Genomic DNA, 22,325 nt, shown 5'->3' with positions numbered 1-22,325 from the left:
CTGTGGGTTTTTTTGACGTAAAACAATTATTTGCATATAATAGAGGAGATTGCCAATAATTAGCCAGAGAATTAAACTAAAAATAAAAGTAAATGCCATGACTACAATCCATCCAAAAAATTGAAAAGCGACTTGAGATATAGGACTATCCTGTGTTAATCCAAGGGAGAATTCTCCCGAATTTTTATTACTAAATAACCCCACCGCTATTGTTCCCCAAAAACCACAAAAAAGATGTACTGGAATTGCTCCCACTGGATCATCAATTACTTTAGTTTTAATTAATAATTCTTCTCCTAATAAGATAATAATGCCACTAATGCCACCGATGATAATAGCTGATTTGATATTAACATAACCTGATGATGCCGTGATCCCCACTAACCCTCCTAAAATGCCATTAATAATGGTGGATAAATTGGCTTTGCGGCCAATTAAAGGATTAAAAATTAATGCCAAAAATCCCCCAGCGGCAGCGGCAATCATCGTGGTGGTAATTGCCATGGGGACATCATTCAAATTTACCGCCGAACCACCATTAAAACCAAACCATCCTAACCAAAGAATGAAACAACCAAGAGTTGCAAATCCTAACTGATGGGGGGCAAAATTTCCCCTTTCTTTTTCTTCATAACTATCGGTTTTGCGATTATAACCAAAGCGTCCATCTCTCGGTTTTAGTAACCAAGCACCCACTAATCCCGCCATTCCTCCCACCGAATGCACCACCGTTGAACCAGCAAAATCTCGAAACTTAAATAAGTTATATAACCATCCTTCCGATGACCAAATCCAATGTCCTGTAAGAGAATAAGAAAAAGCGACTAAAAAGAAACTAAATAGCAAAAATGCCCAAAATTTAACCCTTTCTGCCACTGCTCCCGATACAATGGTCGCCGCAGTTCCCGCAAAAGTTAATTGAAAGAAAAATAAAGTGGCAATTGAAAGACCTTTCCACACCTCTTGGAATTGACTGTATTCATTATTAGGGGTTAAAATTTCCAAGAAAAATCCTGTACCACCAGAGAAACTATTCCTTAGTGCGGATGTATTACCAAACATTAAACCGAAACCAAACATCCAATAAGCTAAGGCAGAAATACAGAAGACAATTAGGTTTTTAGCTAAGACATTAGTGGCGTTATTAGTACGACAAAAACCCGTTTCCAGCAGGGCAAAACCCGCATTCATAAAGAATACTAAAGAGCCAGCTATTAACATCCAGAGATTAGCAACTAAATCCACAGTAGAATTATTTAAATCTTGTGCTGTGACTTTGCCTACACCGATCAACAGCATGACGATAAGAGAGAAACAAAAAGATAGGATATTACGCAAACGCGGGCGATATTCTAGAAAAGATAATAGTTGATTCATCGGTTATAACTCTTATGGGCAATTTCCCCTTTATAGTAATTGATTTAATCCCCTATCGTTCACTCAAAACTGCTTTTTTTCTGATCCAGATAGCGAGAATTGTCAGGAAAAGTAAACCCATCACTCCCGCTAAAGGATTTTTATCGATTCCAGTTAACCAATCGGGAACAGTACCAGTGTATTTAATTAACTGACCCACCTTTAATATATAGTATGCCCAGATTAAACCCGCGTGCAGACCGATACTTTTACCCAAACTACCACCACAAGCGCGTTTTGCCCAACCGAGAATCAATCCTAGCAAGACTAAGGCAGGAAATTGGGGAAAAGTGCGGATAATTTCGGCTAAAGGTTTAATAAAGTGAGCAAGAGCGAAAATTAAGGCACTAATCACTAGAGCGATAGCGGGACTGTAATCCTTTTCTAATTCTCCCAGTAACCAGCCCCGAAATAGTAATTCTTCGGCAAAACCCACCGCTAAAGCGACTAAAAACCCCTCCAGGATGATTTTGCCGATCTGGGGATTTGTGGGTAAGAAATTTAACCAACCTAGGAACGCTTGGGACAGAAAAAGCGAGAAAGTGAAAAATAAACCGATCGCCAAGCCGTTAATTAACTCTATCGGCGTTTTTCTTCGCCAAATCAACCCATAATCAGCTAATCCCTCATCACCATAAATTGTCCGTCCCCACCAATGAGATAACCCCAAAAATTCCAGATAGAGAACAGAAAGGGTCAAAATTGAGACCAGATTAGCATTAGTGGCAAAAAAGTGATAGAGGGGAAGTGCGATCGGCAACCAGAGAAAAAGTAAGAGCAAAATAAAAATTCCCAGTCGCAGGGGGACTGGGTAAGTGGCAATTACCCGTAATCTTTTATTCATCGGGTTCGATGCTGCTGGTTAAACCTTTATTTTTCAAGGTTTCACAGTAAAATTCCGCGTGTTCTTGGATGCAGGTAATCACCAAGGCTGTACCATTCGTGTGCGCTTCCATCATGATATCGACTGCTTGGGGTTGCGTCATACCGGCGATCGTTTGCATTAAACTCTGAACCACATACTCCATCGAGTTAAAGTCGTCATTGTGGAGTAAAACGCGATAACGCGGTGCTGGTTTACGGATTGTCGCTGTGGAACGCTTTTCGATGACTTCTGTGGACACCGTGTCTCTCCTTTGAATCTATATCACAAATAAAGGTCAATTACTAATGATCATAATCAAAATTTCCAGATTGAGCTAGGCTTTTTCTGTGATCCTTGGGGTTGGGTGTTGGGTGTTGGGGAGTGAGGGACAGCTAAAGGAATGACATTTCTAGATGGATAGATCATAATTGAATTAATTGGCTAATTTAAGCTTATTTTCCCATGGCTACTGACGAATTACAAAACCTCGAAGACAATATTCAACGCTTAAAACAACAATTAGCGGGAATCCGCGATGCGTGGACAGGTGCGCGTCCAGAAGATAAAGTTCTTTTGCAGCAACGCATAAACGATAAGCGCATAGAAATTAAAAAATTGGAACGAGAAAAATGGGATTTAGTCGCCAGCGACAGTCAAGAAGCGTCCTTTCCTGATGCCGAGGTAATGGTAGCAGAAATTGTCACAGAATTGACGGCAATTACCAAAGAACCACCCCCAGAACTTGCTTCTGCACAAATCTTAGAATTATTAAATCAAATTCTGGCTAAACTCAATCAACCAGAGCGATCGGCAGCAGCCAAATTAAAAGCGGCCATATCTACTATACCCCCTTTTGTTTCCCTGACCTACGAGGCGGAATTAGATACTGAGTCAACTTTTAAGCGTTATTTTCCAATATTTAATCGTGCGATTGCAGGGGTGAAAAATCGTCTAAAAAAGTAAGTATTCCTTCTAAAAGCTTGGCCGGTATCGAGCGGACAATTAATATTAGTCAATCGGGAATCGGTAATACACAGAACAACATCTTTAATCTGTGAAAGGTAAGCCTAGTAAATGTTATCATTGAAAATAGTTATTATCAAAGACAAGAGGTAATTTATGTCAGAATTGCAAGCGGAAGCGTTAAAACCAATATTAAAAGAGTTACTCTATGAGTTATTAATACAAGAAAAGGATTTACTAAAAGAGTTAATTTATGAAGTGCTGGAAGATACGGCTATGGCTAGGGCAATTCAAGAGGGAAAAGATAGTAACAATGTCAGTCGTGATCAAATTTTGACTTTGTTAAAAGAATAAGAGATGAATATTGAATTTCGTAAAAGCTTTGAGATCGATATACGCAATCTCAAAGATCGTAAAATTAAGCGACAAATTCAGGCAATTATTGAGGAGATAGAATCAGCCAAAAGTTTAACCGAGTTGCGTAATGTCAAAGCGATTCAAGGGTATCGAGGATTTTATCGCATTCGGATTGGGGATTATCGTCTTGGTTTATATTTAGAGCAATATACTGTCGCCTTGGTTCGTCTTCTACACCGAAAGGAAATGTATCGTTATTTTCCTTAAAGACCTCATTAATATTAATTTTATATTAGATTTATTTTGAGCAAAGATAATTATTTTTAGAGAGAATTAAAAATGAAAATTAATATTGAGCAAGATGGAACTGATAACAATCAAAATAATACTTTTAATCTGAATATTCCCGAACCAAAAGAACGTCAAGCTGTCCCTAGTAATGTGGGCAAAAGTACGGTTAATTTTGTCGGTAGGGAAGATGAGTTAACCTTAATTCATCAGCAATTGCAAACAGAACAAGGGGTGATTGTTTGTGCAGTGGAAGGGTTAGGGGGAATAGGAAAAACCGCTTTAGCTTTGGAATATGCGAAACGATACCAACAGGAATACGCGGCACAATATTGGTTATCCTTGCGACTATCGGGTTTAGCAGAAGAAATAGTTAAATTAGCTGGTCCCTATCTATCTTTACCAGAAATATTGAAAAAAGAATCTTTAGCAAAACAAGTGTACTGGTATTGGCAAAATTGGCTACCTCAGCAGGGAAAATTATTATTAATTCTCGATGATGTCCCCAATATCGACCGAATTCCCGATCGAATGTTACCAAAAGATTCTAGGATTAAGATATTAGTCACCACTAGAGAAAGGTGTCTTAGTACGGAATTTGAGTCTATAGCTTTAGATGTTTTACCCTTAGATAAATGTGTAGAGTTATTAACCAAAATTGTTGGTACTGCTAAAGTTGAGCAAGAAAAAGCTTTAGTAGAACATATTTGTCACGAAATTTTAGGACGCTTAACCTTAGCAGTGGAGTTAGTGGGGGAATATTTAGCGAAAAATCGTCATTTAAAGTTTAGCCATTTACGCGATAAATTAAATTTAGCTCATACTGCTTTAACTAAGGAAAGAAACCACAGAGATTATGGACATTTAGGGGTAGCAGCCGCAATTAAAATCAGTTGGGATGATTTAAGTTCTGCTGTTCAAAAAGTGGCAATGCTGTTGAGTTTATTCGCACCAGTGGCTATTGCTTGGACGTTGCTAGAAGATACGGCAAAATCCACGGAAATTACCGAAAGCGAACTAGAAGAAGCGCGGGGACAATTGGATAATTCTCATCTGATGCAACCCGTGGATGAGGACTATTCTTTTTATCGGATTCATCCCCTCGTGAGAGAATTTTTTCAACAGCAATTACAGGCAATTCCTGAGAAAAATTCTCTTTATCGATGCGCTTTTGTGGAAACTTTGTTAACCATTGCCGAAAATATCCCGCAAACCCCCACAAGGGAGATTATTGCAGCAGTAACTCCCGCAATTCCCCATCTGCAACTTGTCAGTCAAACCATGTTAGATGATATTCCCAACCCGGAAGATAATTTAATTCAGGTGTTTCTTGGGGTAGCTTTGTTTTATAAGGGACAGGGAGAATATGATTTAGCAGCAGTTCCCTTCACAAAATGTTGTGAAGAAATCCAATCTCGCTTAGGAGAAAACCATCCAATTGTTGCTGTCAGTCTCAATAATTTAGCAGGATTATACCGCTGCCAAGGCAGATACGCAGAAGCGGAACCCTTATATAAGCGCTCCGTTTCTCTGATAAAACAGCGATTAGGAGAAAACCATCCCATTGTTGCTACCAGTGTCAATAATTTAGCACTATTATATCAATGCCAAGGCAGATACACAGAAGCAGAATCGTTGTATAAGCACTCCCTTTCTCTAAGGGAACAACTATTAGGAGAAAACCATCCCGATGTTGCACAAAGTCTCAATAATTTAGTAGTGCTATACGAATACCAAGGCAGATACATAGAAGCGGAACCCTTGTGTAAGAGATGCCTTTCTCTGATAGAACAGCTATTAGGAGAAAACAATCTCGATTTTGCTACCAGTCTCAATAATTTAGCAGAATCATACAAATACCAAGGCAGATACGCAGAAGCGGAACCGTTGTATAAGCGCTCCCTTTCTATGAAAGAACAGCTATTAGAAGAAAACCATCCCGATTTTGCTACCAGTCTCAATAATTTAGCAGGATTGTACCAATTTCAAAGCAGATACATAGAAGCGTAACCGTTGTATAAGCGCTCCCTTTCTCTGCGGGAACAGCGATTAGGAGAAAACCATCCCGATGTTGCTACCAGTCTCAATAATTTAGCAGAATTATACAAATACCAAGGCAGATACGCAGAAGCGGAACCGTTGTATGTGAGAGCTATTGCTATTTATCAAGAAAGATTAGGAGAAAATCATCCCGATACCCAAAAAGTAAGGCAAAATTTTATGATTCTGTTGTCGCGATTATCCGATGAAGAATTACAGCAAAGATTCCCCGATGAGATAGTTAATCTCTTAAAAAGTATCAGGTAATTAAAAGATATATCCGTTAAATAGTGCTGGCTTAATATTAGTAAATTCTTGCTAGAAAGGAGTTTTAAACTGCCATTGAGGTTGATAGACTATCCCGCTTGACGCAATTTTTCTTCAATCAGTTCACGCGATTGGTTTTCTGGGGTTTGATTGCCAGAAGGCATCTTTAGCAGAGGCGATAAGCTGACTAATTTAACAGCAAATGTCAATATTTATCTTTATCTAAGCAGATTTTAGAAAGTTTTTTTGTCGATGTTAATGTTAATTATCAGTAGTCGGAGATAAAATCTTGAGAAATGTCAATTATCACTATTCTTACTGACCCTCAATAAATTAGAATCAGATCATAAATGCGATCGCTTGCTCAATTCTCGATGATTAATCTGGAGGCTAAAATCAGCAACTGAGGCAATTAACCTTTTTCAAGCTACCGAGCTTAGGTGGTAGTCACTGATAACTGATAACTGGTAACTGATAACTGAAATGACTCGCTTTATTTGGGATAAATTTAGCAAAGACTTCTTAGAAACCCTTCTTTCTCCCTACGGTACAGTAGTTGTCAGCAAAGAAGTCACCTCAGAAATTAAAGAAATTGATGTGTATTTTAATCCTAATATCTCTGAAATTCCCTCTCAGTTAGGACTATTAGGCAAATTATGCCAAAATCCCTGTTTATTGGAACCCTATCGCAATGGGATTACCCTTGATGGTATCAATGATTGTCTGTCCAAGCGCTTTGCTATCCGTGAAATCTTCCAGAGAGAAGCAAAGAGAAATAAACAGAGAATATCAGAGGGGGAGATACCTAGGTTATGGATTCTCACTCCCACAGCTAGTGAGCGCATTTTATCTCTGTTTACGGCTCAATTACAACCCAATTGGGGAGAAGGGGTTTATTTTCTCCCGGAGGGTTTCGGTACAGCGATTGTCGTCATTCATCAGTTACCCGCAATCCCAGAGACATTATGGTTAAGATTATTGGGTAGAGGAGGAACAAGAGAGAGAGCTATCGATGAATTAACCAGATTATCACCGAATAATCCCCTAAAATCGGCTTCCTTAAACTTATTGTATAATTTGAGTAGAAATTTAGAAGCGTTATCGAAAAAAACACAGGAGGATAGGGAGTTTATTATGCGTTTAGCTCCACTTTACCAACAGGATAGGGAACGAGCGGTTCAGCAAGGTATTCAACAAGGTGTACAGCAGGGTCTTGAACAGGGTAGAATTCAAGAGGCCAATCTTGTTATTAGACTTCTTCAGCGACGTTTCGGTGAAATACCGCAAAATCTTGAGGAAACCATCCGTAACCTTCCTGTGGAGCAATTAGAAGACTTAGGACTCGCCTTATTAGACTTTAACACTTTGACGGATTTAGATAACTGGTTGCACCCGTGAACAATAGCGATCTCGCGTAGCGAGCGCGTTGCGAGCGCATTATCCATCCCTGATTATTCTATCGTCAAGGGGTCCACATCGATCGCCATACTTACCTTGGGTAAAACTAAGCTTTTTAGGGGAAGAAAAAGACGACCGATATCAGCCTTTTCTCCCGATAATTTTAACAGAATTTGCCAGCGATAACGGTTAGCCACGCGCATAATTGTTGCGGGTGCAGGTCCCAAAATATCCCAATCAGAACCAAAATTATTAACACATTCCTCCGCGACATTTTCAGCACTTTTCTGCACTGCTTCCCCATCTAAACCACTAAAGCGAATTAAGACTAAACTGCCGTAGGGAGGATAATTTAAACCCTCTCTCTGCATTAATTCCGTCTCGACAAAACCCTCATAATCGTGGGTTTGCACTGCTCTAATCACGGGATGTTCGGGGGTATAGGTTTGGATAATTACCTTTCCTTCTGTTTCTCCCCTTCCTGCTCTCCCTGCTACTTGGGTGAGGGTTTGAAAAGCGCGTTCGGAGGCGCGATAATCGGAGTGATAAAGTAAACCATCGGCTGCCATTACTCCTACTAGGGTAACTCGCTCGATATCTAATCCTTTGGTGAGCATTTGGGTTCCGACTAAGACATCAAACTCACCATCAGTAAATTTTTTTAATAGTTCCCGGGGAGCATTTTTGTTACGGGTGGTATCACTATCAAAACGCAAGCAGCGCAAATCAGGAAATTCTTTGCTTAATTCTTGGGTGACTCGCTGAGTGCCAGTACCGAAAAATTTTAGATAGGGAGAACCGCATTCAGGACATTGTTTCGGATGGATGCGACCATAGTTGCAGTAGTGACAGCGGAGTAATTCTTGCGCTCCCGGTTCGGTGTGGTGATAGGAGAGAGAGACATCACACTGGGGACACTCTAGCACATAACCGCAACTTCGGCAAGATACAAAAGTACTATGTCCCCGACGACTGACGAATAAAATTGCCTGTTCTCCCTTGTCGCGCAGGGTTTCCAGCGCTGAACGCAGGGATTGACTAAACAGAGAACGATTGCCTCGTTGCAATTCCCGTCGCATATCGACGATTTCCACCCGCGGTAAGGGGCGATTTTGGATGCGATCGGGCAAAGATAGGTAAAGACGGGGATTAGCTTGGGATTCTAGCCATGTTTCTAGGGATGGCGTGGCCGAGCCTAAAATTACGGGACAATGGTTTAATTGAGAGCGCCATTTAGCCACGGTACGCGCGTGATAGGTGGGGAGTAACTGACTTTGTTTAAAGCTGCTATCGTGTTCTTCATCGAGGATAATCATGCCTAGATGGGGTAAAGGGACAAAAATCGCCGATCTCGTCCCGATAATAACTTGCGGGGTTCCTGTCAACATCTGTCGCCAAGTATCGTATCTTTCTCCTTCCGAGAGGGCGCTATGATAAACATAGACTCGATCGCCAAAACGGGCCACAAAGCGATCGGTTAGTTGCGGTGTTAATCCAATTTCGGGGACTAAAACCAAGGCAGATTTACCCGCTGCCAGGACAGGTGCGATCGCCTGTAGATAAACTTCTGTTTTACCCGATCCCGTCACTCCGTGTAAGAGGACGCTTTCACCACCTTTTAGGGTTTGAATGGCTTCTAAAGCCTGTTTTTGACTAGAAGTGAGTGTTTTTGGTTGATCCCTGCTCATAATCGCCGAGGATAAGCGCAGAAATTCTCGATCTTGAATCACCACATAACCCTTGTCAATGAGCGGTTTAAAATGTTTTGTCCCCGCAAGTTGTGCCAATTCTGGCAGCCACATTTCTCCTCCCTGGTGGCGTAAGATTTCGACAATTTTGCGCTGATTTTCGGTTAAATCAGCAGGAAAGTCAGTTATTAGCAGGGTAATGGCTTTTTTTAGCTTAATATTGGGACTTTTGGGCGCTTCTAGATAACTTTCTACCCAACCGCGCTTAACTAAGTCTCGGATACCGTAATTGGCATTTTTTACTTTTTCTTGCAGGTATTTCGCCGAATAATCGCCTTCTTTTTGATTTTTGAGCAGGGATAAAATCTGACGGGAGAGAGGAGTACAAAAAACTTCCGCACCGGGGGGAATCGCTTCTGGTTTTAATCTGATGCGACGTTGGGAACTTCGCAGTAAACCCGTAGGTAAAGCGACGCGAACAACGGTGATTAAATCCGTTGCGTAGTATTGGGCGATTTTCGTCAATAACTGCCAATAATTATCGGGGAAAAAGCCCTTAGTAATCACATCTTCCACGGGACGAATTTGATTTTCTTCTAGTCCTGGGGGCAAATTTTCGAGAAATCTAAGAGCAATTCCCCCAATTACCTGAGAACCGAAGGGAACGCTTAAAATATCGCCAATTTCTACCGTTAAATCGGGGGGGATACTATAGGTTAATATTTGCTGATCCTCTTGACTATCTCTAGGATAAGGGCGATCGACCAAAACCTCTAACCACGGTTGTCCAGTTGTGGTTAATTGGTAAGATGTGCGAGGTTCCGCTACAGTCAGGGTAGCATGGCGATCGAGCATAGTCAGTGGGGAGATGGGGTGATAGGGTGATGGGGAGAATGGGGTATTTAAATTATAGTTTAAAGCTTGAGGGGAATAAAACCAGTTAATTTTCTCTAAAAACAGTTTAAATATTGCTTTTTTGCCCATAAATTTTGATTTTTAGCTAGTGAAGTCTTCCCAAAAGAATTTTTATCCACCCTTAAGCATTGATAAAGTTAATGATAATTAAGGCGGATTCAGCAAAGCGTAGTTAGTCAAAAGGTGAGAATGGTTCTCAATAGAAAAAGCGAAGAATAGTAATAAAAAGCTGACTGCTATCTTGATTGTTAAGAAGCGTGATCTTTACCTAGTCAAATACCAAAAACCTTAGTTAGATTGTATAAGTGGAAAACCTAAAAGTCTCCCCTATTCACCAGAAAATCTTATTGTCTGGTTCGGCGATTTGTAACCATCGACACAGAATCGCGCAATTATATCCCAGAAATTGCCGCCATTAATTAAGAAAACGTTTAAAAAATCTGCTCCCCGAAAATTCAATGTAACAATCAGCCCATTGGGAGAAACTAAGTTTTTCCCGCTATTATAACCCCACTCCATCCATAACTGCTTATGAAAATCTCTAAACTGGCCGCCGATGATAATTTTAATCAAATCATTGCCCTTGAGACAAATCCTTTAGAACTAGACAGCGTGGATTTTGCTGAAAGAACTGACGAAGAGCTGACTGAATCTTTACCAGAAACCCTAAAAACCACTCGTGGGGGTAGTGGAACTGGATACGATAAAGGCAGCAATGAAGATACTGTTGGGGCATTTTTTAAAGAAATGGCGCGTTATCCGCTGCTTAATGCGGAAGAAGAAATTGAATTAGCCTACTCGGTTAAGTTTCTGATGGAAGCGGAAGAAGTGCGCCAAAAACTGCAAGAAAATTTACATCGTCCCCCGACAAAAACGGAATGGGCGATCGCTTTAGAATTAGATAATGAACGTCAACTGGAAAACCGTCTTTATCGCGGACGAACAGCTAAACGGAAAATGATTCGTTCTAATTTGCGCTTGGTGGTTTCCATCGCTAAACGCTATTTAAATCGCGGGGTTCCTTTCCTAGATTTAATTCAAGAAGGTGCGATCGGACTCAACCGTGCGGCCGAAAAATTCGATCCCAATAAAGGTTATAAATTCTCTACCTATGCTTATTGGTGGATTCGACAAGCAATCACCCGCACTATTGCTAACGATGCGCGGACAATTCGTTTACCGATTCACATTGTCGAAAAACTCAATAAACTCAAAAAAGCGCAGCGCATTCTCAAGCAAGATTTACAGCGCAATCCCAATGAACGGGAACTTGCGGAAGCGTTAGAAATAACTCCCGAACAATTGCGGCAATTATTACAATTGCGTCGTCAATCTCTCTCTTTAAATCATCGTGTAGGGAAAGGAGAAGATACGGAATTAGTGGATCTGTTGGAAGATGATGATCTACAACTTCCCGAAGATAAAATGAATGAGATGATGATGCGTCAAGAAATTTTCGCAGTTTTAAGTGATGTTCTCACCGAACGGGAAAAAGATGTTATCTCCCTCCGTTATGGTTTAGCTACCAGTCAACCCTATACCCTAGAGGAAGTGGGGGGAATGTTCAATTTATCTCGCGAACGAGTACGTCAAATTCAAACTAAAGCGATGCGAAAATTACGTCGTCCTCAAGTCGCGCGTCGTCTGAAAGGATGGTTACATTAATAATTTTTTCTAACTCGTTCTCTCCTCTCTCCTTTTTCCTGGAGAGCTTTTTTTGTCGATATTTAGCTTAAAATTAAGATCAAGCTGATTTTCTCAGTAGATGGTCATAATACCTATGAACCTACATCTCCAACGGAAAGTGAAAAAGGGAAAATATCAATCTCCCGAAAAAGTCATTGACTTTGCTTTGCAGTTACTCGATGAATACGAACAAATAACTGATGCGGAATGGAGAGAAGATATTCGGCAAAAAATAGATGAAGCTATTATTTTTTCTAGTTCTGAATAAAATCAAACTAATTCAATATGTCCAAAAATTCTTGGTTAATTCCCGATAATATTTATTTTCTCAACCATGGTTCCTATGGTGCAACCCCTAGAATAGTCTTGGATTATCAGCAACAATTGCGGGAACGAATGGAAAGGCAACCTTTAGCATTTTTGGGGAGAGAATTAGAGGGTTTATTAGATATTGCTAGGCAAAAATTAGCGGATTTAGTGGGAGTAAATAGCGATGATTTAGTCTTTGTTCCCAATGCAACCACAGCAGTAAATGCGGTATTAAATTCCTTAACTTTTCAGGAAAATGAGGAAATTCTGATCACCGATCAGACCTATAATGCTTGTGCTAATGCAGTTAAACATATAGCTAAAAGATGGGGTTTAAAGGTAATTATCGCTAAAATTCCCTTTCCTGTGCAGTCCCCTTTAGAAATTGGTCAAGCAATTTTAGCATCAGTTTCTCCCCGGACAAAATTAGTAGTTTTAGATCATGTCACCAGTCCCACGGCCTTAATTTGGCCAATCGCAGAAATTGTGCAAGAATTAAATAATCGGGGTATTGATACTCTCATCGATGGCGCTCATGCTTTAGGTTTTTTACCCCTTAATATCGGGGCAATTAATCCCACCTATTATACTGCTAATTGTCATAAGTGGTTATGTAGTCCCAAGGGGTCAGCTTTTCTCTATGTGCGCGGGGATAAACAGGCAATAATTCGACCTTTAACTATTAGCCATGGTGCCAATTCTCCTCGACAAGATCGCTCCCGTTTTCAGTTAGAATTTGCTTGGATGGGAACCGATGATCCCAGTGCTTATTTATCGGTGCCAAAAGCGATCGAGTTTTTAAATTCTCTCTCTATTGATGGTTTACTAGGTCTGATGGCGACGAATCGTAATTTGGTTTTAAAAGCCAGAAATTTGCTTTGTCATGCCTTAGAGGTCAATTATCCCTGTCCAGAATCAATGATCGGATCGATGTCTTCCATTCTAATTCCTAGTTATGCTTGGGCAGCAGAAGATTTATCTAGACAACTGTGGGAAAAATATCAGATTGAAGTGCCGATAATTCCCTGGGGAGAAGCAACATTAATTGTGAGAATTTCTGCTCACTACTATAATTCGATCGAGCAGTATGAATATTTAGCTGGGGTTTTAAATTACTTGCTATTGGAGCAAAGATAAGCGGGGAGCATCAGAGCAGGGAAAAAAATCCATAACCGAGTTTTTAAAGTTGAATTGGGAGTTAATAACGGACTTGCTATGATAACCGAATAATTGGGCTAAAATGCCTCTTGGAGCATGGTTTCCTTGAGCATTTCTAAACCCTTTTTCACCCGACGGGAGACGGTAACAACACTAATGCCTAATTGTTCGGCAGTTTCCCGTTGAGTAAGATCTTTAAGGAAAACAAATTCGAGAATATGACGGGTTTTCTCTTCTAATTGAGCCAGTGCTTGTTGTAAACGAATGCAGTCCTCTTGACAAAGTTGAAAGCTGCGATAACCAGGATCGGGAATGAGGTCTTTTAAACAAGTATTATTATCTTCATCGCTATTAACCGTCGCATCGAGACTAAGGGGTTCACGGTTTTGGAAAGCCAGTTTTACCTCTTGCCATTCTTTGAGCGAAATATTTAAAGCGAGGGAGATTTCCGTATCATTGGGTTGACGATTGTGGATAGTTTGGAAATCCCGACGCATATTTGTCGCTTGTCTGCCTAAATCTAACCAACGACGAGGAATCCGAACCGTGTAACCTTTATCGCGTAAATAGTGTTGAATTTCGCCGCGAATATAGGGAATAGCGAAGGAACTAAAAGCATGACCTTTGCTGCTGTCAAAACGCTTGATCGCCCGAATTAGCCCCATACAGCCAACCTGCACTAAATCTTCGTAGTTTTCATGGCATTGATTGACCCAATGATGAGCTTCCCTTCTGACTAATCCTAGGTTTAACCGTATAATTTGATCCCGTAACTTATTCTCCCCTGTTTTTTGGTATTTTTGAAACAGGCTAAGAGTTTCCAGTTTAAGATTTTCTTTATTTAGGACAGACATAGTGCGCTAACAGACTTAAAAAATTATTGACTATAAAAGATCACTATTGCATAGCTTTGACCAATCCCAATACAGTCTGGATGAGAAGCGGCAGGCAATGACAACAATGTAACTTACTACGATCTTCATCATACGGTCTTTACACAAGGGCTTGTGTGATTTCAAGCAGTCAAGGCAGTATTTAAAGACACAAGTGAGCTAAAACGCTGTAATTAGTCAGCGCAATAAGAATTGTTAACTGAGAAGGTACAGAAGCGACCAGATTATTCCTACAGCCTTTCTCGTCAAGGTGAAGTATAGATTAAACCTTGCCGAAGTAAGGATTTCAGTCGCAAAAACTTAGCTCATCTATCGGAGAAACGCTGTAATATCCAGAAAACTAGAACTCGAACAAAGGTAAACTCCGATCCTCATTTTTCGGCAATTTCGCCAGTAAACCTAAATGTTCGTAGGCGGCTGCCGTCACTACGCGACCCCGGGCAGTACGATTAAGATAACCTATTTGTAATAAATAAGGCTCATACACCTCCTCGATCGTCTTGGCATCTTCTCCCGTGGCTGCCGCTACCGCTTCCAATCCCACGGGTCTGCCTTGAAACTGTTCGATCATCGTCTTTAATACTAATCGATCGGTCCAATCTAAACCCATAGAATCCACATTTAATTGATTTAATCCCTCAGCGGCTAACTGGGGGGTAATCATAGTTTCTCCCTTCACCTGCACATAGTCGCGCACCCGTTTTAATAAACGATTGGCAATGCGTGGAGTTCCCCGACTCCGACGGGCAATTTCGATCGCACCCGCTTCAGTCATGGGAATATTAAAAATAGTGGCACTTCGGAGAATAATTGCCGTCAATTCCTCAACTGTATAGAAACGCAGACGTTGAATCATGCCAAAACGATCGCGCAAAGGCGAAGTTAAAGAGCCAACTTTGGTAGTAGCACCGATTAAAGTAAAGGGAGGTAAAGAAATACTGCGAATTTTCGCTGCTTGACCCTTACCAATCGTCACATCTAGGCGATAATCCTCCATCGCTGGGTATAATAACTCCTCCGTCACCCGATTCAGTCGATGAATTTCGTCGATAAAAAGAATATCCCGGGGTTGAAGATTGATCAGGATGCCGGTAATATCCCGGGGACGCTCTAAAGCGGGGGCGGCGGTAATGCGGCAATTTACTCCCATCTCAGCCGCTAAAATTAAAGCCATGGTGGTTTTTCCTAACCCCGGCGGTCCGTAGAAGAGCAAATGATCGATCGCTTCTTGTCTAGCTTTGGCCGCGGCGATGGTGACTTTTAGATTAGCTTTTAAGTCCTGTTGACCGATATAATCCTCTAGGGATTGCGGACGAATCTGCGCTTCTGCTTTTTCCGTTTCTTCTATAGTGGGATTGGGAGTGAGCAGATTTTCCTCGGCAGCCAGGGGGGAATTGTGCGATCGTTTGATAGCCATTGTTACAATCAAGAGTCTAGGATATGTTAGCGAAACGGATTTTGCCTTGTTTGGATGTCAATAAAGGTCGGGTAGTGAAAGGGGTTAATTTTGTCAATCTTCAGGATGCTGGCGACCCCGTGGAGTTAGCCCGCTTATATAATCAGGCAGGGGCCGATGAGTTGGTTTTTCTTGATATTACTGCTACCCATGAAGATCGCGACACGATTATTGATGTAGTCTATCGCACGGCGGAACAGGTTTTTATTCCTCTGACCGTGGGCGGCGGTATCCAATCCTTAGAAAATATTAAAAATTTGTTAAGAGCCGGGGCCGATAAAGTCAGCATTAACTCGGCTGCCGTGCGCGAGCCGGAATTGCTTGATCGAGCCAGCGATCGCTTTGGGAAACAGTGCATTGTGGTGGCGATCGATGCTAGACGACGTAAGGATGTGCATAACCCCGGTTGGGAGGTTTATGTTCGGGGTGGACGCGAAAATACGGGTATTGATGCTTTATTATGGGCCCAAGAAGTGGAAAAACGCGGGGCAGGTGAGTTGTTAGTTACCAGTATGGATGCCGACGGCACGCAAGCGGGTTATGATCTGGAATTGACAAAAGCAATCGCTGAAAGGGTGGAGATTCCTGTGATTGCTTCGGGAGGAGCGGGTAATTGTCAGCATATCTACGAAGCATTGACGGAAGGCCGGGCAGAAGCGGCTTTATTGGCTTCTTTGCTCCATTATGGTCAATTAACCATCGCTGAGGTCAAAAATTATCTGCAAAATCAACAAGTACCCGTGCGTTAGCCCGAAAATGAGGGACAGATTTGCAGAACTTAATCTAGGGATTGAGTCGCTTTTTCGGGAAAAGGATTTCTTTAGGCTGCAACCCAAGAAGAGCAAGCTTTACACCTATTACTGAAAGTCAATGGCTGACGGCTGACAGCTGCGATCAAAAAACCGGCAAAAAATCCCTGTTTTTAACTTCCCTCCGATTATCCCCAGGGAAAATTATGTATTAGAATAGAGGAAAGTTAACAAAATTTAAAATATGTTAGTTCCGATTCTCATCTTTGACCTCGGTCTTGTGGCTTGGTCATTGCATCTAATGCAGCAAGCGTTCGACAAGCAAGAGTTTTCCTTGATGCTGGCGGGAACCTTAGTGGCAGCAGCGGCAGTGGCTATGTTAGTAGTTTATTTCCTCATCGGTCACTGTTTAACCTATTTAACCCAAATTTCGGCTCCTGTCTAAATGGGGGCAATTGTTTCACCATTGTCAATGAGCGATCGCCTTTGGAGTGACAAATTTTTTTCTCGTCACCCCTTGACAAAATGATTCTATTTAAGCTATATTCAAAAATGGTCTTCAAGGGGTTATAGCTCAGTTGGTAGAGCACCTCAATGGCATTGAGGGGGTCAGCGGTTCGAATCCGCTTAGCTCCATACAGTTAGGATAAGAGTTTCAGGGTTACTGGAACCAAAAAAGTAACGAGGAGATGCTAGATTGAAAGAGGATTTCTGGTTAGAAAAGTCTCTTTTTACCTCGATACTCTCTCAGGACAAAATTAGTTATATGATAGAGCTTTTTAAGCAACTACCTCGTTGGTTGCGGCTAAGTCTAGTTTTTCCGCTCTTATTTCTCAATGGTTGGTTATTATTCCAATTATTTAGCTACCTAGAACCCTTAGTCAGTATTTTTGTCACTGCTAGTTTACTAGCTTTTGTCTTAGATGTTCCCATCAAACTGCTGCAAAGACGCGGGGTTAATCGCAGTGGTTCTATCGCTATTGTCTTTTTAATTGCCCTATTAATTTTGATTGTTTTAGGTTTAATTTTAATTCCCCAGATTGTCGAGCAATTAAGCAGTTTAATCAATAGTTTGCCCCAGTGGATCGAGTCGGGAACCGAACAGATACAAAATTTAGAAAAGTGGGATAAAACTCAGAAATATGCGATTTATATCGAGCAATCAATCACCCAGTTATCGGAACGACTAACCAATGTTTTACAAACTCTTAGCACTCAATTACTGAGCTTTGTGCTGGGAACTATCAACAGTATCCTAAACATTCTATTTGTTCTGGTTCTAACCGTCTTTCTTGTTCTCTATGGCGAACAAATTTGGGAGGGAATTTTTAGCTGGATTCCTGCTCCCTGGAATTTAAAATTAAGAACGATTATTCGTCAAACTTTTGAAACCTATTTTGCCGGCCAAACCATTTTAGCAGGAATTCTCAGCCTTGCTCAAATTTTTGTTTTTGTGATTCTCAAGGTTGATTATGCCCTATTATTCGGGGTGGCGATCGGTCTAACTACATTAATTCCTTTTGCCAGTGCCTTCACCATTATTGGCATTAGTACCCTACTGATGTTTCAAGATTTTTGGCTAGGGTTAAAAGTTTTGACCCTGACTATTATTGTCGGTCAAATTAATGATAATGTCATCGCCCCTCGGCTAATGGGAGGTATGATCGGACTTAATCCCGTCTGGATTATTCTATCTCTTTTTATCGGTGGCAAAGTGGCAGGAATTCTCGGTTTATTGATAGCAGTTCCCATCGCTAGTGTGCTGAAAAGTACCATCGATATCATCCGCTCGCAGCAGCGGGAAAAAGAACCAGTAGTTTTCCTAGAAGAAACGGTGAAAAATTCCTCGGAGGAGAGCAAATAATCATAAATCCTGTTTTTTCACTAATCATACTAAATCTCTTGAGTATAGGCTAGTTATGAGGAGAGGCACTCATGCAAGAGACACTCATGCAAAGGGTAGAATAAATAATCAGTTTTTAATAACCAGATTTAGTATCAGTGAATTGAAAACTCACATCTGCTAACTGATAACTGATAACTGATAACTGATAACTGTTATGAGCGGCTAATTTCTTCGAGAATAGCCATCGCTTCTGTCACCCTATCCCTAGGGATAAATAAATGATCGTGATAATAACCAGAAATGACATTGACGCTAATTGCTGCTTCGGCCAGTTTCTCGCTAATTACCGCTAAAAATCCCACCGCCGCTAAACTAGAATGCACAGAAAGAGTAATTTGTCTATAAATATATTTGTACTGCAATCTTGTGCGATCAGCCTGCTGACGGGGAATAATCACCGTTATGCCTTCCTCTTCCCGAAATTGGCAGATAGGAGTTAATTGTAGCTGTTCTAGTCCCGTTGCTGTTAGGGAAGAAAAAACGAATTCTTCGGTATTTAAGACTGGTTTCAGGGATTGGAGCAGAATATCGAGATTAGTTTCACCTTCCTCGGGTTTTTCTGGCGATTTTTTCGCCGCATCCATACACTGATTAGCGGCAGCGTCAGCCACACTATTTTTAGCTCGTTCAATCCAGCGCCAGCTAATGCGATCGAATTGGGTGACTAATTGACAAGCACGCTGATAAAAGGGACGTAAACTATCGCTTTTTACCTTCCAGTCTCCCTTAACTTGATTGATGACTAATTGACTGTCTCCCCGAATTTCTAGGCTTTTTAAGCCTAATTCTTGGGCTTTTTCCAATCCAATAATCAATCCCGTGTATTCAGCCTCGTTATTAGTGGCTCTCTCCATATATCTAGTCGTAGTCAAGGAATTACCCTCGGCTAAAACTATTACCGCTGCACCGGCTGCTCTCCCTGGATTGCCGCGAGAACCACCATCAAAATAGAGAACTGCTGAATTATCAGTTTTTTGAGCTTTTTTATCCATAATTTTCGTCAATAAATCTTGTTATCTCCATTTTTATCCCTTTGACAATTGTAGGCGGTAGCGATTCCGGGATCGACAAAGCGGACAAGCAAGATTTTAGCTGATCGCCGCTGCCGGGTAACTTTTTTTCTTCAGGTTATTGATAATTATTTGCAGTTGTCGGTTATACTGAGAACAGCAGCCTAGAGTTATATTGCTAATAGTTCTCAATTAAAAGCCCCATGGGTATAGACAAATGGCCATCGGAAGGTGAGAAAATCTTCAATATTAGTGCTTGGGATCCCTGGCAGGTTTACCACCAGATGCAGGCCCTAAACATTGAATGTCAATGCTCGCTCCATCAGCTTTTGCAGGTTCGCATTGATGCCTACGCTCAACTTTTATAGCTGTGGATTGTCCTGCGACAGGTAGAGGCTTCCCGAGGCTGTTTAATCCCTTGGCTGGAAACCTGTTGGCAGGCATAATCCTTGAGAAAAATTAGCAATCTGAGAGTAAAAAGTGAGAAAGTATGTCAAAATCTGTAACTAGCATGGTTCCCTTTCAAGTGGTCGGTCAATTCCTCGGTTTTGTCCTCAAGGACGGATATAAGGTAAAATACCTGAGAATCAGTGTTGATAAACGAGAATATTGGTTTAAGCCCGAAAAAACACTGCGAGACCACATACCTCTCAATATTGCTCTCCACTCATGGCTAAAAGTGACGGGAGAAAGTAGTCTTTGTTCAAAAAAGGGAAAATTAAAACTGAGGGTACTAGGGATCGAGCATTTATCTGGCGAAAAAACCCCAGAAGTCGCCCCGGCAAAAGCTAAAAAAGCCACCGTCTTAATCTGTCAGAAGTCCGATTGTTGGAAAAATGGCGGTGCGAGAGTCTGCCAAAGGTTAGAGAGTGATTTGGAGGAAAAAGGACTGGGAGAAGCGGTGAATATTAAATTAACTGGCTGTTTAAAACAGTGCAAAAAAGGGCCGAATCTGGTGGTTATGCCCGATAAAAAGCATTATAATCAGGTAGTTCCCCAAGATGTCCCCTCCCTGATCGAGCGGCATTTTGCCACTTCTGAGCAAGGGAATAGCCTATCAGTTTAACCGGAAATTTAATCGGCGATCGCTGTTGACAAACGATCTTTTTTGTGTATCAAAGGGACGAAGTGCCTAAAATTGTAATAAATTAGGGGTAGAAAAAGTCAATTCTTGCCGCCGATAATTTATGACTGCTGCCACTGCAACCCTGTTAATTTCTTGTCCCGACCAGATTGGTCTGGTGGCGAAAATCGCCAATTTTATCTACGCTAATGGCGGCAATATTATCCACGCCGACCAACACACGGATTTTTCGGCGGGATTGTTTCTGATGCGGATAGAATGGCAATTAGAGGGGTTTAATTTGCCCCGTGGGATGATCGAACCAGCTTTCGCCGCTATTGCCAAACCTTTGCAGGCTAGTTGGTCCTTACATTTTTCCGATACTGTTCCGCGTCTAGCTATTTGGGTGACAAAACAGGATCATTGTCTCCTCGATTTATTATGGCGACAACAGGCGGGAGAAATTAGGGCGGAAATTCCTTTAATTATTAGCAATCATCCAGAATTACACTCAGTTGCCAATCAATTTGGTATTGAGTTTTATCATCTTCCCGTTACCGCCGAAACCAAGATTGAACAGGAAGCCAGACAATTAGAGTTACTGCGAGAATACCGGATAGATTTAGTGATTTTAGCTAAATATATGCAGGTTCTCACCCCAGATTTTATTAACTTTTTCCCCAATATTATCAATATTCATCATTCTTTTTTACCAGCTTTTGCGGGAGCTAATCCCTATCAACGGGCTTACGATCGAGGAGTAAAAATTATTGGAGCCACCGCCCATTATATCACTGCCGATCTCGATCAGGGGCCAATTATCGAGCAGGATGTGGTCAGAGTTAGCCATCGCCATACCGTAGGGGATTTAATTCGTCAAGGTAAGGATTTAGAAAGGGTGGTGTTAGCGCGAGCGGTGCGTTTACACTTGCAAAATCGCGTTTTGGTTTATGCCAATCGCACGGTAGTATTCGCTTAAGGTTGCTAGGGTAAGCTCATCTAAAATGGGATAAGATGTACTTGACAAAAAAGAGAGCATTGAAGCTTAAAAATTAGGAAGTACCGGCGCAATTGACTAAAATAGTAATAGACCAGATCAGAAGGAAAAAATTATCTATGGCAACCACATCCGAAGATGTATGGCGACTCTTAGCCGAATTAACTGCTGCTCAAAAAGAAACTGACAAACAACTCAAGGAAGTTAGTCAACAACAGAAGGAGACTGAACTACTATTGAAGGAAGTTAGTCAACAACAGAAGGAAAACGCCCAACAACAGAAAGAAACTGACAAACAACTCAAAGAACTGGGCAAACAAATTGGGGGACTCGGTGCCAAATTCGGCAGCTTTACCGAAGGACTTGCCCTTCCTTCAATGGAAACGATTCTCAGACAACAATTTGGCATGGAAGTTATCAGTCCCAGTGTGCGAGTCAGTAAAGAAGGACAACACCTAGAAATTGATGTTCTTGCCTATACCAATGGTGATCTAAATACTGCTTATATCGTTGAGGTTAAAAGTCATGCTAGACAGGAAGATATTACTCAATTAAAAAGTATTTTGCAACGGTTTCGCCGCTTTTTTCCTGAACACAAGGATAAAAAACTCTATGGCATATTAGCGGCGGTTGATTTATCCCCAGAATTACGCGAAAAAATTCTGCAAGAAGGGCTTTATGTGGCTCGGATTCATGACCAAGTATTTGAATTAGATATTCCCGATAATTTTCAACCTCAAACCTATTAAATAACCCTGTACTATAGCGGGTTTCAGTTGAATGAGGTACAGCATGGATGACTAGGTAGGCTCTTTAAAAGGGGTATCGCAATAGCAACAATGGGTAAACCAGTGATGGATGTCTCGCAATGTAATCTGACTAAAGGCTTGAACGATCGCTT

At 41.3% G+C, this 22,325-nt stretch carries 21 protein-coding genes, 1 tRNA gene and 1 pseudogene; 16 read left to right on the top strand and 7 right to left on the bottom strand.

Annotation, left to right across the window (positions count from 1 at the left end):
- From IM475_RS18665 to clpS, 3 genes are all read right to left on the bottom strand, one after another.
- The coding region (locus tag IM475_RS18665) for an ammonium transporter (RefSeq protein ID WP_287728719.1) at nt 1–1,377 on the bottom strand (1,377 nt) is incomplete at its 3' end.
- Between the two features lie 52 nt (nt 1,378–1,429).
- A complete protein-coding gene (locus tag IM475_RS18660; protein ID WP_287659850.1) occupies nt 1,430–2,260 on the bottom strand; it encodes a CPBP family intramembrane glutamic endopeptidase in 831 nt (276 codons plus the stop codon).
- Entirely contained in the window at nt 2,253–2,540 is a 288-nt protein-coding gene (gene clpS / locus IM475_RS18655; RefSeq protein ID WP_002738526.1) for an ATP-dependent Clp protease adapter ClpS, read from the bottom strand. Before clpS ends, IM475_RS18660 begins: the two co-directional genes overlap by 8 nt.
- Nucleotides 2,541–2,743: 203 nt before the next feature.
- On the opposite strand from clpS, the gene IM475_RS18650 reads away from it, so the two are divergent.
- The 5 genes and pseudogenes from IM475_RS18650 to IM475_RS18625 all read left to right on the top strand — a co-directional run bounded on the left by IM475_RS18650 (nt 2,744) and on the right by IM475_RS18625 (nt 7,594).
- Nucleotides 2,744–3,244 carry a hypothetical protein gene (locus tag IM475_RS18650; RefSeq protein ID WP_287659851.1) on the top strand — a complete coding sequence of 167 codons (501 nt, stop codon included), beginning with the start codon at nt 2,744–2,746 and terminating at the stop codon, nt 3,242–3,244.
- 156 nt (nt 3,245–3,400) lie between these two features.
- Entirely contained in the window at nt 3,401–3,598 is a 198-nt protein-coding gene (locus IM475_RS18645; RefSeq protein WP_045358504.1) for a hypothetical protein, read from the top strand.
- A gap of 3 nt (nt 3,599–3,601) precedes the next feature.
- Nucleotides 3,602–3,868, top strand: a complete 267-nt coding sequence (locus tag IM475_RS18640; RefSeq protein ID WP_287728718.1) for a type II toxin-antitoxin system RelE family toxin — start codon at nt 3,602–3,604, stop codon at nt 3,866–3,868.
- A 174-nt stretch (nt 3,869–4,042) separates the two neighbouring features.
- A pseudogene (locus tag IM475_RS18635) lies at nt 4,043–6,196 on the top strand (tetratricopeptide repeat protein).
- A gap of 483 nt (nt 6,197–6,679) precedes the next feature.
- Nucleotides 6,680–7,594 (top strand): DUF4351 domain-containing protein, encoded by a 915-nt coding sequence (locus IM475_RS18625; RefSeq protein ID WP_287659855.1) that lies wholly within the window; start codon nt 6,680–6,682, stop codon nt 7,592–7,594.
- 53 nt (nt 7,595–7,647) lie between these two features.
- On the opposite strand, the gene priA is transcribed toward IM475_RS18625, so the two are convergent.
- Nucleotides 7,648–10,137: a primosomal protein N' gene (priA, locus tag IM475_RS18620; RefSeq protein WP_287728720.1), complete on the bottom strand. Its 2,490-nt coding sequence runs from the start codon at nt 10,135–10,137 to the stop codon at nt 7,648–7,650.
- Nucleotides 10,138–10,728: 591 nt separating this feature from the next.
- Here priA and IM475_RS18615 point away from each other — a divergent pair.
- The 3 genes from IM475_RS18615 to IM475_RS18605 all read left to right on the top strand — a co-directional run bounded on the left by IM475_RS18615 (nt 10,729) and on the right by IM475_RS18605 (nt 13,329).
- Entirely contained in the window at nt 10,729–11,862 is a 1,134-nt protein-coding gene (locus IM475_RS18615) for an RNA polymerase sigma factor, RpoD/SigA family (RefSeq protein ID WP_287659856.1), read from the top strand.
- 115 nt (nt 11,863–11,977) lie between these two features.
- Complete coding sequence (locus tag IM475_RS18610; protein ID WP_287728715.1) at nt 11,978–12,151, top strand: hypothetical protein; 174 nt, start codon at nt 11,978–11,980, stop codon at nt 12,149–12,151.
- Nucleotides 12,152–12,168: 17 nt separating this feature from the next.
- Entirely contained in the window at nt 12,169–13,329 is a 1,161-nt protein-coding gene (locus tag IM475_RS18605) for an aminotransferase class V-fold PLP-dependent enzyme (protein WP_287728714.1), read from the top strand.
- A gap of 98 nt (nt 13,330–13,427) precedes the next feature.
- Here the strand turns inward: IM475_RS18605 and IM475_RS18600 are convergent, their stop codons facing one another.
- Together IM475_RS18600 and ruvB are read right to left on the bottom strand one after the other, a co-directional pair.
- Nucleotides 13,428–14,204: an RNA polymerase sigma factor SigF gene (locus IM475_RS18600; protein WP_287728713.1), complete on the bottom strand. Its 777-nt coding sequence runs from the start codon at nt 14,202–14,204 to the stop codon at nt 13,428–13,430.
- 379 nt (nt 14,205–14,583) lie between these two features.
- Nucleotides 14,584–15,660, bottom strand: coding sequence for a Holliday junction branch migration DNA helicase RuvB (gene ruvB, locus IM475_RS18595; RefSeq protein ID WP_287728712.1), 1,077 nt, complete (start codon nt 15,658–15,660; stop codon nt 14,584–14,586).
- A 23-nt stretch (nt 15,661–15,683) separates the two neighbouring features.
- Between ruvB and hisF the strand changes: the two genes are divergently transcribed.
- From hisF to IM475_RS18575, 4 genes are all read left to right on the top strand, one after another.
- Nucleotides 15,684–16,448: an imidazole glycerol phosphate synthase subunit HisF gene (hisF, locus tag IM475_RS18590; protein WP_104395539.1), complete on the top strand. Its 765-nt coding sequence runs from the start codon at nt 15,684–15,686 to the stop codon at nt 16,446–16,448.
- Nucleotides 16,449–16,692: 244 nt separating this feature from the next.
- Nucleotides 16,693–16,893, top strand: a complete 201-nt coding sequence (locus tag IM475_RS18585) for a hypothetical protein (RefSeq protein WP_287728711.1) — start codon at nt 16,693–16,695, stop codon at nt 16,891–16,893.
- A 118-nt stretch (nt 16,894–17,011) separates the two neighbouring features.
- Nucleotides 17,012–17,084 (top strand) — tRNA-Ala (locus IM475_RS18580).
- 130 nt (nt 17,085–17,214) lie between these two features.
- Nucleotides 17,215–18,312, top strand: coding sequence for an AI-2E family transporter (locus IM475_RS18575; protein WP_287728710.1), 1,098 nt, complete (start codon nt 17,215–17,217; stop codon nt 18,310–18,312).
- A 194-nt stretch (nt 18,313–18,506) separates the two neighbouring features.
- On the opposite strand, the gene IM475_RS18570 is transcribed toward IM475_RS18575, so the two are convergent.
- Nucleotides 18,507–19,346, bottom strand: coding sequence for a reverse transcriptase-like protein (locus IM475_RS18570; protein ID WP_287728709.1), 840 nt, complete (start codon nt 19,344–19,346; stop codon nt 18,507–18,509).
- Between the two features lie 221 nt (nt 19,347–19,567).
- Here IM475_RS18570 and IM475_RS18565 point away from each other — a divergent pair, with 221 nt between their 5' ends.
- The 4 genes from IM475_RS18565 (at nt 19,568) to IM475_RS18550 (ending at nt 22,173) form a co-directional block, all read left to right on the top strand.
- The gene (locus IM475_RS18565) at nt 19,568–19,732 is read left to right on the top strand and encodes an Asr1405/Asl0597 family protein (protein WP_287728708.1); all 165 of its coding nucleotides are present in this window, start codon (nt 19,568–19,570) and stop codon (nt 19,730–19,732) included.
- 122 nt (nt 19,733–19,854) lie between these two features.
- Nucleotides 19,855–20,430 (top strand): (2Fe-2S) ferredoxin domain-containing protein, encoded by a 576-nt coding sequence (locus IM475_RS18560; RefSeq protein ID WP_287728707.1) that lies wholly within the window; start codon nt 19,855–19,857, stop codon nt 20,428–20,430.
- A 121-nt stretch (nt 20,431–20,551) separates the two neighbouring features.
- Nucleotides 20,552–21,406, top strand: a complete 855-nt coding sequence (purU, locus tag IM475_RS18555; RefSeq protein WP_287728706.1) for a formyltetrahydrofolate deformylase — start codon at nt 20,552–20,554, stop codon at nt 21,404–21,406.
- A gap of 137 nt (nt 21,407–21,543) precedes the next feature.
- Nucleotides 21,544–22,173 (top strand): DUF3782 domain-containing protein, encoded by a 630-nt coding sequence (locus IM475_RS18550; protein ID WP_287728705.1) that lies wholly within the window; start codon nt 21,544–21,546, stop codon nt 22,171–22,173.
- Nucleotides 22,174–22,325: the final 152 nt, after the last annotated feature.

Origin of the sequence: Microcystis sp. M061S2, assembly GCF_020245605.1 — a bacterium.
Classification (GTDB): domain Bacteria; phylum Cyanobacteriota; class Cyanobacteriia; order Cyanobacteriales; family Microcystaceae; genus Microcystis.
This window is presented reverse-complemented; position numbering and strand designations above follow the sequence as displayed.

Bases quoted from the DNA above. Each gene is read 5' to 3' on its own strand.
- IM475_RS18660 (WP_287659850.1), bottom strand. From the start codon at position 2,260: ATGAATAAAAGATTACGGGTAATTGCCACTTACCCAGTCCCCCTGCGA.
- IM475_RS18650 (WP_287659851.1), top strand. From the start codon at position 2,744: ATGGCTACTGACGAATTACAAAACCTCGAAGACAATATTCAACGCTTA.
- IM475_RS18645 (WP_045358504.1), top strand. From the start codon at position 3,401: ATGTCAGAATTGCAAGCGGAAGCGTTAAAACCAATATTAAAAGAGTTA.
- IM475_RS18640 (WP_287728718.1), top strand. From the start codon at position 3,602: ATGAATATTGAATTTCGTAAAAGCTTTGAGATCGATATACGCAATCTC.
- IM475_RS18625 (WP_287659855.1), top strand. From the start codon at position 6,680: ATGACTCGCTTTATTTGGGATAAATTTAGCAAAGACTTCTTAGAAACC.
- priA (WP_287728720.1), bottom strand. From the start codon at position 10,137: ATGCTCGATCGCCATGCTACCCTGACTGTAGCGGAACCTCGCACATCT.
- IM475_RS18615 (WP_287659856.1), top strand. From the start codon at position 10,729: ATGAAAATCTCTAAACTGGCCGCCGATGATAATTTTAATCAAATCATT.
- IM475_RS18610 (WP_287728715.1), top strand. From the start codon at position 11,978: ATGAACCTACATCTCCAACGGAAAGTGAAAAAGGGAAAATATCAATCT.
- IM475_RS18605 (WP_287728714.1), top strand. From the start codon at position 12,169: ATGTCCAAAAATTCTTGGTTAATTCCCGATAATATTTATTTTCTCAAC.
- IM475_RS18600 (WP_287728713.1), bottom strand. From the start codon at position 14,204: ATGTCTGTCCTAAATAAAGAAAATCTTAAACTGGAAACTCTTAGCCTG.
- ruvB (WP_287728712.1), bottom strand. From the start codon at position 15,660: ATGGCTATCAAACGATCGCACAATTCCCCCCTGGCTGCCGAGGAAAAT.
- hisF (WP_104395539.1), top strand. From the start codon at position 15,684: ATGTTAGCGAAACGGATTTTGCCTTGTTTGGATGTCAATAAAGGTCGG.
- IM475_RS18585 (WP_287728711.1), top strand. From the start codon at position 16,693: ATGTTAGTTCCGATTCTCATCTTTGACCTCGGTCTTGTGGCTTGGTCA.
- IM475_RS18575 (WP_287728710.1), top strand. From the start codon at position 17,215: ATGATAGAGCTTTTTAAGCAACTACCTCGTTGGTTGCGGCTAAGTCTA.
- IM475_RS18570 (WP_287728709.1), bottom strand. From the start codon at position 19,346: ATGGATAAAAAAGCTCAAAAAACTGATAATTCAGCAGTTCTCTATTTT.
- IM475_RS18565 (WP_287728708.1), top strand. From the start codon at position 19,568: ATGGGTATAGACAAATGGCCATCGGAAGGTGAGAAAATCTTCAATATT.
- IM475_RS18560 (WP_287728707.1), top strand. From the start codon at position 19,855: ATGTCAAAATCTGTAACTAGCATGGTTCCCTTTCAAGTGGTCGGTCAA.
- purU (WP_287728706.1), top strand. From the start codon at position 20,552: ATGACTGCTGCCACTGCAACCCTGTTAATTTCTTGTCCCGACCAGATT.
- IM475_RS18550 (WP_287728705.1), top strand. From the start codon at position 21,544: ATGGCAACCACATCCGAAGATGTATGGCGACTCTTAGCCGAATTAACT.